The sequence below is a fragment of the Caballeronia glathei genome (assembly GCF_000698595.1).
Taxonomy (GTDB): Bacteria; Pseudomonadota; Gammaproteobacteria; order Burkholderiales; family Burkholderiaceae; genus Caballeronia; species Caballeronia glathei.
Genome location: NZ_JFHC01000057.1, coordinates 1 through 14,490, shown reverse-complemented (window position 1 = coordinate 14,490; position 14,490 = coordinate 1). Strand labels below are relative to the sequence as shown.

Annotated in this window: 13 protein-coding genes; 11 read left to right on the top strand and 2 right to left on the bottom strand. The window is 68.7% G+C overall.

Features of this window, described 5'->3' with window-relative positions; translation table 11 throughout:
* The first annotated feature begins 40 nt into the window (after nucleotides 1–40).
* The 8 genes from BG61_RS28005 (at nucleotide 41) to BG61_RS27975 (ending at nucleotide 10,683) form a co-directional block, all read left to right on the top strand.
* The gene (locus tag BG61_RS28005) at nucleotides 41–1,696 is read left to right on the top strand and encodes a S10 family peptidase (RefSeq protein WP_035937057.1); all 1,656 of its coding nucleotides are present in this window, start codon (nucleotides 41–43) and stop codon (nucleotides 1,694–1,696) included.
* Between the two features lie 33 nt (nucleotides 1,697–1,729).
* Nucleotides 1,730–3,901 carry a catalase HPII gene (gene katE / locus BG61_RS28000; RefSeq protein WP_267908605.1) on the top strand — a complete coding sequence of 724 codons (2,172 nt, stop codon included), beginning with the start codon at nucleotides 1,730–1,732 and terminating at the stop codon, nucleotides 3,899–3,901.
* Between the two features lie 256 nt (nucleotides 3,902–4,157).
* A complete protein-coding gene (locus BG61_RS27995) occupies nucleotides 4,158–7,463 on the top strand; it encodes an ATP-binding protein (protein ID WP_051672821.1) in 3,306 nt (1,101 codons plus the stop codon).
* Between the two features lie 192 nt (nucleotides 7,464–7,655).
* A complete protein-coding gene (locus tag BG61_RS27990) occupies nucleotides 7,656–8,201 on the top strand; it encodes a hypothetical protein (protein ID WP_035937061.1) in 546 nt (181 codons plus the stop codon).
* Nucleotides 8,202–8,239: 38 nt separating this feature from the next.
* The gene (locus tag BG61_RS27985) at nucleotides 8,240–8,620 is read left to right on the top strand and encodes a hypothetical protein (protein WP_035937062.1); all 381 of its coding nucleotides are present in this window, start codon (nucleotides 8,240–8,242) and stop codon (nucleotides 8,618–8,620) included.
* Nucleotides 8,621–8,826: 206 nt separating this feature from the next.
* Nucleotides 8,827–8,949: a hypothetical protein gene (locus BG61_RS44695; RefSeq protein WP_267908603.1), complete on the top strand. Its 123-nt coding sequence runs from the start codon at nucleotides 8,827–8,829 to the stop codon at nucleotides 8,947–8,949.
* A gap of 5 nt (nucleotides 8,950–8,954) precedes the next feature.
* Nucleotides 8,955–9,221, top strand: a complete 267-nt coding sequence (locus BG61_RS27980) for a hypothetical protein (protein WP_035937165.1) — start codon at nucleotides 8,955–8,957, stop codon at nucleotides 9,219–9,221.
* Nucleotides 9,222–9,474: 253 nt separating this feature from the next.
* Nucleotides 9,475–10,683 carry a L,D-transpeptidase gene (locus BG61_RS27975; protein WP_035937064.1) on the top strand — a complete coding sequence of 403 codons (1,209 nt, stop codon included), beginning with the start codon at nucleotides 9,475–9,477 and terminating at the stop codon, nucleotides 10,681–10,683.
* A 75-nt stretch (nucleotides 10,684–10,758) separates the two neighbouring features.
* On the opposite strand, the gene BG61_RS27970 is transcribed toward BG61_RS27975, so the two are convergent.
* Complete coding sequence (locus BG61_RS27970; protein ID WP_035937066.1) at nucleotides 10,759–11,634, bottom strand: DMT family transporter; 876 nt, start codon at nucleotides 11,632–11,634, stop codon at nucleotides 10,759–10,761.
* Nucleotides 11,635–11,726: 92 nt separating this feature from the next.
* Complete coding sequence (locus BG61_RS27965; RefSeq protein WP_035937069.1) at nucleotides 11,727–11,912, bottom strand: hypothetical protein; 186 nt, start codon at nucleotides 11,910–11,912, stop codon at nucleotides 11,727–11,729.
* A 246-nt stretch (nucleotides 11,913–12,158) separates the two neighbouring features.
* Here BG61_RS27965 and BG61_RS27960 point away from each other — a divergent pair, with 246 nt between their 5' ends.
* The 3 genes from BG61_RS27960 to BG61_RS27950 all read left to right on the top strand — a co-directional run.
* Entirely contained in the window at nucleotides 12,159–12,914 is a 756-nt protein-coding gene (locus BG61_RS27960; protein WP_035937070.1) for a DeoR/GlpR family DNA-binding transcription regulator, read from the top strand.
* 152 nt (nucleotides 12,915–13,066) lie between these two features.
* Nucleotides 13,067–14,140, top strand: a complete 1,074-nt coding sequence (gene phnS / locus BG61_RS27955) for a 2-aminoethylphosphonate ABC transporter substrate-binding protein (RefSeq protein ID WP_035937073.1) — start codon at nucleotides 13,067–13,069, stop codon at nucleotides 14,138–14,140.
* Between the two features lie 19 nt (nucleotides 14,141–14,159).
* The coding region (locus BG61_RS27950) for an ATP-binding cassette domain-containing protein (protein WP_035942484.1) at nucleotides 14,160–14,490 on the top strand (331 nt) is incomplete at its 3' end.

Here is a 14,490-nt window from a genome sequence, read left to right as displayed (position 1 = left end):
ACAACAACGACGACAACAACGACACCAAGGAGCAAGCACGATGAACGCCGACGATTCACCCGCAGCGAATTCCGCCGACGGCGCACCGCAGGCAGCCGCGAAGGCCGCCAAAGCCACAAAACGCGACCAGCCCTATTTCGACCCGGTCGCCTACGGCAACGGCCCGGACGACTCGATCGCCGCGACCGAGGCCGACGAGAACGCCGCGACCACGCACCACACGGTCACGGTGGGCGGCAGCAAGATCGCCTACACGGCGACCGTCGGGCATCTCGTGACGGTCGATCCGAGCAGCTCGAAGCCCGACGCCAAGATGTTCTACGTCGCGTTCACGAAGGACGGCGAGAAGGAGGAGAACCGGCCGCTTACGTTCTTCTATAACGGCGGGCCGGGGTCGTCGTCGGTGTTCGTGCTGCTCGGCTCGTTCGCGCCGCGCCGCATCAAGACCGCGATGCCCGATTTCACGCCGCCCGCGCCCTACGCGATGGAGGACAACCCCGACAGCCTCATCGACAGGAGCGACCTGATCTTCATCAATCCGGTCGGCACCGGCTATTCGGCCGCCATCGCGCCGAACAAGAACCGCGACTTCTGGGGTGTCGATCAGGACGCCGATTCCATCAAGCAGTTCATCAAGCGCTATCTGACGAAGAACAACCGCTGGAATTCGCCGAAGTTCCTGTTCGGCGAGTCGTACGGCACCGCGCGCAGCTGCGTGCTCGCGTACCGGCTGCACGAGGACGGCGTCGATCTGAACGGCATCACGCTGCAATCGTCGATTCTCGACTACCGGCAGGCGGGCAATCCGGTCGGCGCGCTGCCCACCGCCGCCGCCGACGCGTGGTATCACCGAAAGCTCGGCGTGCATCCGCGCCCGGCGAATCTTGAAGTGTTCGCGGAGGAAGTGGCCGAATTCGCGCGCACCGACTACATCAACGCGCTGCGCAAGTTCCCGCAGACCGACGACGAAGTGGTCCAGAAGCTTTCCGACTACACCGGCATCGACCGCGTGACGCTGATTGCGTGGAGCCTCGACATCGCCGCCTACGACAGCCGCGGCAACTCGCTCTTCCTCACCACGCTGCTGAAGTCGAAGGGGCAGTCGCTCGGCGCGTACGACGGCCGCGTGACCGCGATTTCGACGGGCATCGCGGGGAGGATCGACCCGAATTCCGGCGGCAACGACCCGGCCATGACGGCGGTGAGCGGCGTCTACACGACAATGTGGAACAGCTACCTGGACGAGCAGTTGAAGTTCACGTCGACTTCGTCGTTCACCGACCTGAACGACCAGGCGTTCCTCAACTGGGACTTCAAACACACCGATCCGACCGGCGCGGAGAAGGGCGTGGACTCGAAGGGCAACGTCATTCTCTACACGGCGGGGGATCTCGCCGCCGTGATGGCGCTCAACGTCGACCTGAAGGTGCTCGCGGCGAACGGCATGTACGACTTCGTCACGCCGTTCTATCAGACGGTGCTGGACCTGCAGCAGATGCCGCTCATCGACAAGACCGTGCGGCAGAACCTGTCCGCGACGTTCTATCCGTCGGGACACATGGTGTATCTCGACGGCGGCTCGCGCACGCGGCTGAAGGCGGATCTGGCGGCGATGTACGACGCGACGACCGCGAACCGCGTCGCGATGGATCGCGTCATTGCGCTGCAGCAGATGACGGCGGCGAAGATGCGGTAGGGGAGTCGGGAACACAAGTTGCGGCGAATCGGTCTGGCGCCTGCGTGCGCCCAGGCCAATTCGTCACAATGGAGTTCCCCGATGCCGACCCAGAAAAAGACGGCGAGCGCCGTCGCCCGCACCCCATCGCAAAGCAATACGAACCAGAAGCTCGAAAGTCTCGAAACGTTCCGCTCGGACGCGACCGATCAGGCCCTGACGACGAACCAGGGCGTCAAGGTGTCCGATAACCAGAACACGCTGCGCGCGGGCCCGCGCGGTCCGTCGCTGCTCGAAGACTTCATCATGCGTGAAAAGATCACGCACTTCGACCACGAGCGCATCCCCGAGCGGATCGTCCATGCGCGCGGTTCCGCGGCGCACGGCGTGTTCAGGGTCTATGAATCACAGGCCGGGCTGACGAAGGCCGCGTTCCTGCAGGACCCGTCGAAGGAAACGCCGGTCTACGTGCGCTTCTCGACCGTGCAGGGCTCGCGCGGTTCCGCCGACACCGTGCGCGACGTGCGCGGCTTCGCCGTCAAGTTCTACACCGAGGAAGGGAATTTCGACCTCGTCGGCAACAACATGCCGGTGTTCTTCATCCAGGATGCGATCAAGTTCCCCGACTTCGTGCACGCCGTGAAGCCCGAGCCGCACAACGAAATGCCGCAGGGCGGCTCGGCGCACGACACGTTCTGGGATTTCGTCTCGCTCGTGCCGGAATCGCAGCACATGGTGATGTGGGCGATGTCCGACCGCGCGATCCCGAAAAGCCTGCGCACGATGGAAGGCTTCGGCATCCACACGTTTCGCTTCATCAATGCCGAAGGGAAGGGGCTCTTCGTGAAATTCCACTGGCGCCCGACCATCGGCTCCGCGTCGCTCCTGTGGGACGAGGCGCAGAAGCTCGCGGGCAAGGATTGCGACTTCCATCGCCGCGACCTGTGGGATGCGATCGACATGGGCGACTACCCCGAGTGGGAGCTGGGCGTGCAGATCGTCGAGGAAGAAGACGAGCACAACTTCGACTTCGATCTGCTCGATCCGACCAAGATCATCCCCGAAGAGCTCGTTCCGCTGAAAATGATCGGCAAGCTGACGCTCAACCGCAATCCCGACAACTTCTTCGCGGAGACGGAACAGGTCGCGTTCTGTCCCGGGCATATCGTGCCGGGCATCGACTTCACGAACGATCCGCTGCTGCAAGGCCGCCTCTTCTCGTACACCGATACGCAGATCAGCCGTCTCGGCGGCCCGAATTTCCACGAGATTCCGATCAACCGCCCCCTCGCGCCCCTGCACAACGGCCAGCGCGACGCGATGCACCGCCAGACGATCGACCGCGGCCAGGCCGCCTACGAGCCGAATTCGATCGACGGCGGCTGGCCGAAGGAAGCTGCGCCGGCGGCCGCGGGCGGCGGTTTCGAAAGCTATACGGAGCGCGTCGAGGGATCGAAGATCCGCGTGCGCAGCCCGTCGTTCGCCGATCACTACTCGCAGGCAACGCTCTTCTGGAACAGCATGACGCCGCCGGAGAAGGATCACATCGTCGGCGCGTATTCGTTCGAGCTGGGCAAGGTCGAGCGAAAGCCGATCCGCGAGCGGCAACTCGGCATCCTCGCCAATATCGACGCCGAACTGGTCTCGCGCGTGGCCGCGAATCTCGGCTTGCCGGTGCCGAAGAAGAGCGCGAGCGCCGAGCAGATGGGCAAGTCGTCGGTGAAGGAGTCGCCCGCGCTTTCGATCGTCGCGAAGACGAAGCCGTCTGTTGCGACGCGCAAGGTCGCGATTCTCGCGGCGAAGGGCGCGGACGGCGCCAGCATCAAGGCGGTCAAGGACGCGCTCGCCGCGCAGGGCGCGCATGCGAAGGTCATCGCGCCGGTGCTGGGGCCGGTCGAGAACGGTGTCGAAGCGGACGCGACGATCCTCGCGATGCCGTCGATCATGTTCGACGGCGTGATCGTGGCGGGCGGCAAGGAGAGCGCGAAGACGCTGGCGGAATCCGGCGACGCGCGCCACTTCGTGCTGGAGGCGTTCAAGCACCTGAAGGCAATCGGCGCGGTCGGCGACGGTGAGGACGTGCTAGCCGCCGCGCACCTGCCCACGGGCGATGAAGGCGTTTGCGTCGGCGGCGACGCGAAAGCGGTGATGAAGAAGTTCATCGAGGCGCTGGGGCAGCATCGTGTGTGGTCGAGGGCGCAGAAGGCGGAGAGCGTGCCGGCTTGAGAACCGGCCGGCGGCGCGCTGAAGAATCCCCCGGAATGCGCGGGGGATTTTTTGGGAGGATGGGTATCCCGGGTCAGGTTGGCGTGCCGCCTTGGCGCGGAATGATGGGATTGGAAGCAGGCTTGTCGGGTGCCTGATTGGCTGGAAGCTGGATTCACGATGTCCTGCAACCAGCGCCGCCATCCTCTCCCCCGCCATTTGCCGACTCCTCACATAATTTGAGACACTGCTAAGACCTTTCCTAAAGGCAACGGGCTTGGCACGTTTCGCAGTCCACCTCCTGCGCGGCGCGCGTTTCATTTTCTGCGCGCTCTTCATCGCATGCTGCGACGTTGCGTCGGCGGCGCAGGGGGAATTCGTCGTGGGCGCCGTGCCCGGCGCAGTCCCGCCGCTTGACCTGAGCGCCCAGCCGGCGAGCGCCGGCGCGCCGCCCGTCGTGCGCGGCATCTCCGCCGACTTCGCGCGCGAAGTCGCGCAATCGCTGGGACTCGCGCTGCAGTGGCGCGTCTACCCCGACCGCCCCGCGATGATCGCGGCGCTCGCCCGCGGCGAGATCGACGCCGCCACGACCGCGACCGGCGACGACCCCGGCGCGCCGCTTCTCCTGAGCCGCCCCTATCTGCCAACCAAGCAGGTCCATGTCGAGCCGCGCGAGCGACGCGCGGCGACGGGCCGCATCGCGTATGTCGAGGCGCAGACATCGCCCGAGCGGCTGCGCTCGGCTTATCCGCAGTTGCGCCCGGCGGGCTATCGCACCGCGACCGCCGCGTTGCTGGCGGTGACGCTCGGCGACGCCGATGCCTTCGTCGGCGATCTCGTCGCGACCACCTACGCGATCGGCCATTTCGACTTCGCGGCCCTGCGGATCACCGGCTTCGCGCCCTTCGACGAGGCCGGCTACAGTTTCGCGTTCGCCGCCGCGCGGCCGCAAGCAGCGGCGTGGCGCGAACGTGTCGACGCGGCGCTCGCGGCGCTGCCGGCGCGCTTTCTGCTGGAGATCCGCGCGCGCTGGGGCGCGATGGCGACCGCGGTCAGTTTCGACGAACCGCTTGCGCTGACTGACCCCGAGCGCGCCTGGATCGCGGCGCATCCGGTCGTGCCCTATTCGATGCTCGGGCGCGCGGCGCCGCTGACTTTCCGCGATGCGAACGGCCGCCCGGCCGGTTTCGCCGTCGACATCCTCGCGGCGATCGCGCGCATTACCGGCTTGCGCTTCGACGCGCGAGTGCGCAATTCGATCGACGACATCGACCGCGACATGCGCGACGGCGACGCGCTGCTGACGCCGTTCGGACAGTCGGCGGCCGCCGGTGCCGGGCTGCTCGGCAGCCGGCCGTACGGCGAAGGTCTCTTCCTGATCGTCACGCATGCGGGCGCCGCGCCCCGGCGCGACGCAGCATCGCTTGCCGGTGCGCGGGTCGCGGTGCCTGGCGGCGCGCTCGTCGAATCGCTCGTGCGCGAGCGCGTGCCGTCGGCGCGAGTCGTGCCGACGGCGAACTACGACGCCCAGTTCGATGCGCTCGCGAATGGCCGCGCCGATGCCGCCGTCGCCGACATGGCCTTCGCGAACTACGCGGTGTCGAACCCGTATCGCGGACGGCTCGTGGTGAGCGGCGCGCTCGGCGGCGAGCCGGCGCCGTACCGCCTGCTGGTGTCGGGGCGCGAACCGACGCTCGCCGGGATCATCGACCGCGCGATCGATCACCTGCATCCCGCCGAACTCGATTCGATCCGCCGCCGCTGGTCGCTCGGCCAGCATCCGGAGACGCTGTGGGAGCGGCGGCGCCCGCAGATCGAGCTGGGCGCGGCGCTCGGCATCGGCGTCGTGCTGCTGCTCGTGGCCTGGGCGGTGTCGCTGCGCACGCAGATCCAGCGCCGGATCGCCGCTGAAGACGCGATGCGCGTCGCCAAGGAGGAGGCGGAAACCGCGAATCGTGCGAAATCGACGTTCCTCGCAACGATGAGCCACGAAATCCGCACGCCGATGAACGCCGTGCTCGGCCTGCTCGAACTCGAACTGCGCTCGGCGCGCGACCGCGCATCGACGGTGCGCTCGCTCGCCACGGCGCACCAGGCGGCGCGCGACCTGCTCGGCATGATCGACGACATTCTCGACGTCGCGAAAATCGAGGCCGAGCGGCTCGTGCTCGCGCCCGCGCCGCTGGATCTCGATGCGTGGGTGGCGGGCGTCGTCGCGATCTACGAGCCCGCCGCGCGCAGCAAGGGCATCGTGCTCGCGGTGGAGCGGCGCGCCGGCGACGGCCCCGCGTGGGTTCTGGCCGACGCGCTGCGCCTGCGGCAGGTGCTCGGCAACCTGCTGTCCAACGCGATCAAGTTCACCGAAAAGGGCGCGGTGACGCTTGCCTGGGGCATCGGCGAGCCCGCCGGCGGGGCGCGGGAAGTGACGCTGGCGGTGTCGGACACGGGCATCGGCATGACGCCCGGGCAGCAGGCCGCGCTTTTCGCGCCGTTCGTGCAGGTGCATCGGGACGGCGGCGGCCGGTATGGCGGCACGGGCCTCGGGCTCACGATCTGCCGGCGGCTGGTCTCGATGATGGGCGGCACCGTGGAGGTATCGAGCGAGCCGGGGCGCGGAACCTGTTTCACGGTGCGCATCGTCGTGCCTGCCGCCGAGCCGGCGGCGCAAGAGGAATCGGTGTACCGGTGCGGCGGGCAGGAGGCGGCGTCCGAGGATGCGTCGGAACTGGCCGGGCTGCGCGTGCTCGTCGTCGACGATCATCCGGCCAACCGCATGGTGCTCAGCGGTCAGCTCGAATTGCTCGGATGCACGCCCGAACTGGCGAACGACGGGTGCGCCGGGCTCGCGCGCTGGGAAGCGGACCCGCGCGCGGTCGACCTGATCCTCACCGATTGCTCGATGCCCGTGATGAGCGGCGAGGACCTCGCGAGGGCGGTCCGGGCGCGGGAGGCGGCGGCCCGGCGCTCGGGCGCCCCCGGCTCCGCGAGCCGCGCGCCGGTCCCGATCATCGGCGTGACGGCGAACGCGCAGCCGGAGGCCGCCGCTGACGCCGTGGTCGCGGGCATGAACGCGTGTCTCGTCAAGCCGCTCGCTCTCGACGATCTGCGGCGCGCGCTGCTGTCGGCTGCGCGGCGCGACCGGGCGGTGCCGCAGCCGCGTCCCCGGGACGCGCAGCCGGTCCGCGCGTCGTCGGCATCCCGGCCGTACGACCCGGCGATCGTCGATGGCTTCGGCGACCAGGCCGCCGCGCTCGTCGATGCGCTGCAGGCGGCGAACACGCAGGACCTCGACGACGCGCGCGCCGCGATGAACGATGGCGACTACGCGCGCCTGCGCGAGACGGCGCACCGCATGAAGGGCGCGGCGTTCGTCGTCGGTGCGACGCCGTTCGCGCAGGCGTGTCTCGCGCTTCAACTGGCGTGCCAGAGCGCGCTCGACGAGGGGCGCGGCGGCGAACGGGGCGCGTGCCATGAGCGCGATGAGCGGCACCACAAGGGCGATGAGCGTGTGGAGACGGCGTTCCGCCGCCTGATCGACGAAGGGGCGGTGCTCGCCGCCGCGCTCGCGCGACGGGCCGCGTAGCAATGCCGCCGGTGCGGGCAAGCGCCTGCCCGGCACCCGGCGCCGCACCTCGCCTGACTGCACGACGCGAACCAGCCGGCCGTTTGCGCGACACCCGCGCGCGGAAACGGCCGTGTGTTCTAATTCAACCTTCGCTTATCCCGATAAACGCTCCCGACCGGGGCGGCGCCGCCGCTTGCGATACACAGACGCATGAATCGAAGGCACATTTCCCTTTCCACGCAGCGCCCGGCCCGTGCGGAACCCCCGGCGGCGCGCCCGGGCAGGCTCGCGCGCGCGGCGCTCGCGTGCTTCGCGCTCGCGCTGGCCGCCGCGGCCGCGCCGGTTCACGCGCAGCGCCCGGACTGGCTCGATCCGCGCGTCTCGCAGGCGACGATCGTCGATACGATCTGTGTGCCGGGCTACGTCGACCGCGTCTCGCCGTCGTTCGACATGCAGATGCGGCAGAAGGACCGGCTGCTCAAGCAGCGCGGCATCGACGGCGCGTCGGCGTCGGAATACGCGCTCGATCACCGCATGCCGGTTCTCCTCGGCGGCGCGCCCAACGCGGCGGCGAACCTGGACCTGCGGCGCTGGGACGGCCGCGCGGGACAGCGCCGCAAGGAGCGGCTCGCGGTCTTCCTAAAGCGCTGCGTCTGCACCGGGGACATGACGCTCGTCCAGGCCCAGACGGCCATCGCGGGCGACTGGCCGAACCGCTACCCCAATCTGTCGAGCCTCACGTGCACGGGCTCGTGAGCGCTCGGACAATCCATCGAAATCCGGAGAGAAACCTCATGCAATCCATCTTCGATCACGGCCGCAGGGCCGTTGTTGCCGCCGGTCTCGTGCTGGCCGCGCTCGCCGGCGCAAACGCGCACGCGGCGGGCAAGGGCGCGCCGCCGCGGCCCGACTGCGGCAACGAGCGCGCGATGAAGATCGTCGGCGATACGCCGGGCGCGATCAGCTTCGACGTGTACCGGCAACTGCATCCGGTCACGGCGCAGCATCTGGCGCTGTTCGTCGACAGCGGGCAGGTCAAGCTGCTGCGCGACGGCCTGCCGGTGTGCACGGTCCGCGACGACGGCGTCGACGACCCGAGCGCCGTCCTCGTGCGTGCGCCGAGCGACAAGATGAGCTTCTGGGTCAACGCGTCGAACCTCGCCGGCGCGCGCTGAGATTCACCCGTCTTCTGTCTCGAAAATGTGCGCCGGACGCGGAGCAACCCTGACGCGAGTGTGGATGCGCTTGTGCACATCCGCCCGGAGCGCCGCCCGGCGGGCGGTGTCGCGGCGATGACACAGAAAAGACAAAATGTCGCGCCGCAACAGGCTTTCAGATGACTAATATGTAGTTGTCTTGAAATTGGCTCGACGGAGGCGCGATGACTGTCCTGTACCTGACCCTGCTGATTGCCGGCACGACCTTTCTACGCATCGCGATGAAAGCCCCGAAGCCCCAGCCGGCGCGTATCGGGCGGGTGGTTCACATGCATCGCCAACGGTGAATGTCATGCATCTGCTGATCTGGAATCTGCCGCCGCGTTGCGCTGCCGCCGACGTCCGGCGCTTTCTCGAACACGAGCTGGGCGCATACGCGACCGAGATCGCCGTCTACGGCGCGGGCACGCCCGACGCCTACGCGCAGGCGAAACTCGCAACCGACGTGCCTTATATCGGCGAGGCGATCGCCCAGCGCCTGTGCCACCAGCGGCTGCTGGACAGGCCGCTGCGGGCGCGCGCGTCCGTATTCGGCGATGCCTCGACGCGCCTGCACTGAGCCCCGCATTCTTCTGAAGGCGCTGGCGGCGGGCGTGACGCGCCGCAGCGAATGAAGTGAACTTTGCGGGCCAGAACGCGACGAACCTGTGACAGCACGGTGCGTCGGGTCGACCCGATTTTCGATACGAAGCCGGTGCGTCCACGCGCACCGGCTTTTTTGTTGGCGGCTGCGTATCCGCCGGGCGCGTGCATTTCAACGATCGGAAAATCGCGCGGATCGTCCGCGCAATCGTCGAGGCAAGCACATTTCGATGCAGCAAGCGGGGAAGAAGAGCAAGGGCAGAGTAGCGGGGATCGGGGCGGCGGTTCTCGCGGCGTTGGCGATGCCGGCACTCGCGCAGAACGCGGCATCGGGCGGGGCGGTTGCGCAGGGGCACATCGAGCGCGCCATGCCGCCGTTGCTGCCCGGCCCCGGTCAGGCGCCAGCGGCGAAGCCGGCGAGCGGTGCGTCGTCCGCACAGGTTCCGCGCATTCCCGATACCGCGCGGCCGCTCCCCGGCATGCCCGTTCCGCCAGCGGCGCCGGCATCGGCGGCTTCAGCGCCTCCGGTTCAGCCCGCTGCCCCGGCTGTTCCCGCTTCGGTTCCGCCGTCGCCGGCGAGCGCCGCTGAAGAGGCGGCGCCCTCGGCCGCATCCGAGGCGGAAATCCCCGAGCCGCCCGCGCCCAATCTGGCCCAGACCTCGTCGCTCGACCCCGCAGGCGCGCTCGCCATGCGCCAGCTCTTCGCGAAGGAGGTCAGGCGCCGCCTCGCGCTGCCCGCCGCCGACCAGCAGGCCTACGGGCGCCTGTTGCAACGCACGCTCGCGGAGCACGGCCACGGCGACCTCGCGAACGAATACGTGCTGCTCGTCGACCGCAGCCAGAACGTGCAGGCGATCTTCATCTATTTCCGCGCGGCGGCGGGCGACAACTGGTCGATGATCGGCGCGGCGCCCGTCTCCACCGGCCGGCCGGGCACCTACGATCATTTCCTGACGCCGCTCGGCGTATTCGAGCACACGCCGCGCAACATGGACTTCCGCGCCGAAGGCACGCTCAACGAATTCGGGATTCGCGGCTACGGCGCGCGCGACATGCGCATCTACGATTTCGGCTGGGCCGACGGCGAGCGCGGCTGGGGCAAGGGCGGCGTCTCGCCGATGCGCTTCCAGATGCACGCCACCGATCCCGACAAGCTCGAACAGGTATTGGGCATCCGCCACTCGAAGGGCTGCGTGCGGATTCCGGCCGCGCTGAACGTGTTTTTCGACCATCGCGGGATCATCGACGCCGATTACGAAGCGCGCGCCGCCGCAAGCGGGCCGCTCTGGATTCTCAAGAGCAAACGCGAGCCGACGCCGTGGGCGGGGCGCTATCTGGTGGTCGTGGATACCGAGCGCAAGGCGCGGCCCGTCTGGGCGCCGGCGCCGGGCGGCGCGGCGCGCGCAAAAGTGCCGGCGGGCGCGGATTCAGCCGACTGACGGCCGCCTGTGCGCGTCCGGGTGCGCTCCTGCCGCTCCCGCCGCAGATACGTCCCAGCAGCGAAGCGGCGTCGTTCACTCCGATCGCGCCAGCAGCACGCCCGCGAGCGCCACGCCGAACCCCACGATCTGCACGACGGAGAGCGTCTCCCCGAACGCGAGATAGCTTTCGACGGCCGCGAGGGGCGGCGCGAGGAACATCAGCGCCGTCGCGCGGGACGCGTCGCCGCGCCGCACCATCCAGACGAGCAGCGTTGTCGCGACGCCCGAGAGCATCACGATGCCCCACGCGAGCGAGAGCCATGTCGTCGCCGACGCAATGAAGCGATGCTCGCCGAGCCCCCATGCCAGCGCCGCCGCGACGATCGCCGCGCCGAGGTTCTGGAGCGCGCTCGAACTGCGGATATCGGCTTTGGACAGCGATGTCTTCTGGTAGAGCGTGCCGATCGTGATCGCCACGACCGCCAGCACCGCCACCGACACGACGAGCCACTCCGGCACGCCGCCGCGCGCGACGTGCGGGCCGCCCGCCGCGATCTTCGGCGCCAGCACGAGCGCCACGCCCGCGAGCCCGATCGCGAGTCCCGACCACGCGCGCGCCGACAGCCGCTCGCCGAAGATCCGTGTGGCGATGGCCGCCGTCAGGAGCGGCTGCAGCGCGCCGAGCAGCGCCATCACGCCCGCGCCGAGTCCCTGCGCCACGGCCCAGTAGCCCGCGCCGAGATAGACGCCCTGCAGCATCGCGCCCGCGAACAGGTGCCGCGCGGCGGCGCGGCCCTTCGGCCACTCGGCGCCGGCGATCAGCGCGATCGCGACGAAGAGGAGCGCCGTGCCCGCGAAGCGCGCGAGCAGGTAGAGATTGGGATCGACGTAGGGCGTGATCGCCCGCGCGACGATGAAGCCTGTCGACCACAGGAATACGAAGACGGCGGCGACCAGGAACGTGATCATGACGTCGAAGCGGGTGAGGTGACACCGCAGTATCCACGAGGGGAGCGGCTCGCGTCTTGTTCAACCGTGCACCGCCTGCTCCGCCTGCGCGGTCATTCGATCGAAAACGTGTCGAGCGGCTGGTTCGCGCGGGCGTCGCCCTCGAGGCGCGCGGCGAGCTGCGCGTGAAGACGGCGCGCTTCGTCGAGCGTCAGGTCGATCCAGTACGGGTCGCCTGCGGCGTCGTTCAGGCGCTCGGGCGGAAACTGGATTTCGATCACGACACCTTTCTTGTACATCGGATTGCCTTCGCTCGAAGCGGGAAAGGAAAGGCGGTCGAGTTTAGCAACGGACCGGCGCCGGATTGCGCACCGAGGGGAAACATCGCATTGCCGGCGCGCGGGTTGACGCTGCCGCAACGCGTCTTCATGCGTCTTCATGCGGCGCGGGGAGCGCGGCGGTATCGGCGCATGAGCCGCCAGGCGACCCGTACTACAATACGCGCGCCCTCAACCCTCACGCCCCCAACGGCCACACCAGAAGCGATGCTCGCGGAACAACGTCATCAGTACATCCTGTCGGAGGTGTCGAAGAACGGCGCGCTGTCGGTGGCCGAACTCGTGCGGGCGCTCGGCGTGTCGCGCGAAACGGTCCGGCGCGATCTCAACACGCTCGCCGGACGCGGCCTGATCCTCACGACCCACGGCGGCGCGCTCGCCGCGGACCGCCGCGAGCCGCACGTCGACGTGCGCGTGGCCGCGAACGCGGCGGCGAAGCGGGCGATCGGCGAGCGCGCCGCCCGGCTCGTGCCCGACGGCGCGTCGCTCATCATCGATTCGGGCAGCACGACGCATGCGCTCGCGCGCGCGCTCGCGGACCGCCACCGGCTGACGGTGTACACGAACGACTGGCGCACGGCGATGCTGCTCGGGCGCCGCAACGACAATCGCGTGACGCTGCTCGGCGGCGAACTGGCCGATCTCGAGGACGCGACCTTTGGCCTCGACACCGTGCAGCAGCTCTCGCAGTACCACGCGGATTTTGCGTTCGTGGGCGCGGGGGGCATCACTTCGGACGCCTTTCTCACCGACTACTCGCGCGTCGCCGCCGAAGTGCGCAGCCGCATGATCGGCGCGGCCGGGACGGCGGTGGTCGTCGCGGATCATTCGAAGTTCGGCCTGGTGACGCCGGTGCGTATCCGCGATTTCGAGAAGGTCCGCTACCTCATCACCGAACGCGCGCCCGACAAGGCCCTGCGGCGGGCGCTCGCGGCGCGCGGGCCGGAGCTGATGATCGCCTGAAGGCGCGCGCCGCCGCGCCCCGGGCGTGGCGTTTTGTGTCATTCATTGGCGTGATGTGGCGTAGTCACGGCGCTGTCACACGGATTTGCGATGCTTCGGCTGAAGTGCTGAACCGTCATTCCAACCGACACCGTTTCGTCCAGAGAGCCACCATGACCCGCAAAATCCGCCTCGCGCGCAAGCTGCTGCCGACGCTCGCCGTTGCCGCCTTCACGGCCGCCGCCTTGCCCGCGCATGCCGCCGACGCCGTCGTCCTGTACACCGCCGACGGTCTCGAAAACCTCTACAAGGACGTCTTGCCGGCGTTCGAGAAGAAGGAAGGCGTGAAGGTCAACATCGTCACGGCGGGCAGCGGCGAGGTGGTGAACCGCGCGACGGTCGAAAAGGATTCGCCGAAGGCCGACGTGCTCGTCACGCTGCCGCCGTTCATCCAGCAGGCGTCGCAGACGGGTCTGCTGCAGCCGTACCAGAGCGTCAACTACAAGAACGTGCCCGCGATCGCCAAGGCGCCGGACGGCGCGTGGGCCACCTTCGTGAACAACTACTTTTCGTTCGCGATCAACCCGGACGTCACGAAGACCGCGCCGAAGACCTTCGCTGACCTGCTGCATCCGTCCTACAACGGCAAGCTCGCGTATTCGAACCCGGCGACGGCGGGCGACGGCATGGCCGTGATCATCCTGACCTCCGCGCTGATGGGCGAGGACAACGCGTTCAACTACCTGAAAACGCTCGAGCAGAGCGCGAAGTTCCACACCAAGGGCACGGGCTATCTCGACGTGCTGCTCTCGCGCAACGAGATCGCGTTCTCGAACGGCGACCTGCAGATGGATCTCGACGACGCCGCCAACGGCGGGCTGTCGATCAAGCCGGTGTTCCTCTCGCACAAGGCGGGTGAAGCGCCGACCACGTTCCAGCTGCCGTACGCGATCGGCCTCATCAAGAGCGGCCCGAACCAGGCGGCGGGCAAGAAGCTGATCGACTACCTGATGTCGGCGGACGTGCAGGCGAAGGTGCCGGACATCTACGGCATCCCGGGCCGCAGCGACGTGCCGCTCGCCGGCAAGAACGGCGAGACGGTCAAGCAGGCGATCGCGGGCGTGAAGCTGATTCCGGTCGACTGGAACCACGTGATGGAGAAGAAGGCCGGCTGGACGGAGCGCTGGAAGCGCGAAGTGATCGGCGACTCGGGCAAGCAGATCGAGGTCGTGAAGCCGAAGTCCTGAGCCAGCAAGGAAGAACGACGTGAACACTCTGGCGTTCGCACCCGCGCGCGACGAAAGCGCGGCCGCCGATCCGCACGCCGCGGGCGGCGTGCACATCGATCGCCTCACGGTCCGCTTCGGCGAGCGCACGGTGCTCGACGACCTGTCGCTGACGATCCGGCGCGGCGAGCTGCTCACCGTGCTCGGCCGCAGCGGCTGCGGCAAGACGACGCTCTTGCGGTTCATCGCGGGCTTCGTCGCCGCCGACGGGCTCGCCGGCACGCTGACGGTGGCGGGCCGCGACCTGACGCACGTGCCGCCGCACCAGCGCAACCTCGGGCTGCTGTTCCAGAGCTACGCGCTCTTTCCGC

Excerpts from the sequence above, each read along its gene's own strand:
- BG61_RS28005 (WP_035937057.1), top strand. The coding sequence starts at position 41 with ATGAACGCCGACGATTCACCCGCAGCGAATTCCGCCGACGGCGCACCG.
- BG61_RS27990 (WP_035937061.1), top strand. The coding sequence starts at position 7,656 with ATGAATCGAAGGCACATTTCCCTTTCCACGCAGCGCCCGGCCCGTGCG.
- BG61_RS27985 (WP_035937062.1), top strand. The coding sequence starts at position 8,240 with ATGCAATCCATCTTCGATCACGGCCGCAGGGCCGTTGTTGCCGCCGGT.
- BG61_RS44695 (WP_267908603.1), top strand. The coding sequence starts at position 8,827 with ATGACTGTCCTGTACCTGACCCTGCTGATTGCCGGCACGACCTTTCTA.
- BG61_RS27980 (WP_035937165.1), top strand. The coding sequence starts at position 8,955 with ATGCATCTGCTGATCTGGAATCTGCCGCCGCGTTGCGCTGCCGCCGAC.
- BG61_RS27975 (WP_035937064.1), top strand. The coding sequence starts at position 9,475 with ATGCAGCAAGCGGGGAAGAAGAGCAAGGGCAGAGTAGCGGGGATCGGG.
- BG61_RS27970 (WP_035937066.1), bottom strand. The coding sequence starts at position 11,634 with ATGATCACGTTCCTGGTCGCCGCCGTCTTCGTATTCCTGTGGTCGACA.
- BG61_RS27965 (WP_035937069.1), bottom strand. The coding sequence starts at position 11,912 with ATGTACAAGAAAGGTGTCGTGATCGAAATCCAGTTTCCGCCCGAGCGC.
- BG61_RS27960 (WP_035937070.1), top strand. The coding sequence starts at position 12,159 with ATGCTCGCGGAACAACGTCATCAGTACATCCTGTCGGAGGTGTCGAAG.
- phnS (WP_035937073.1), top strand. The coding sequence starts at position 13,067 with ATGACCCGCAAAATCCGCCTCGCGCGCAAGCTGCTGCCGACGCTCGCC.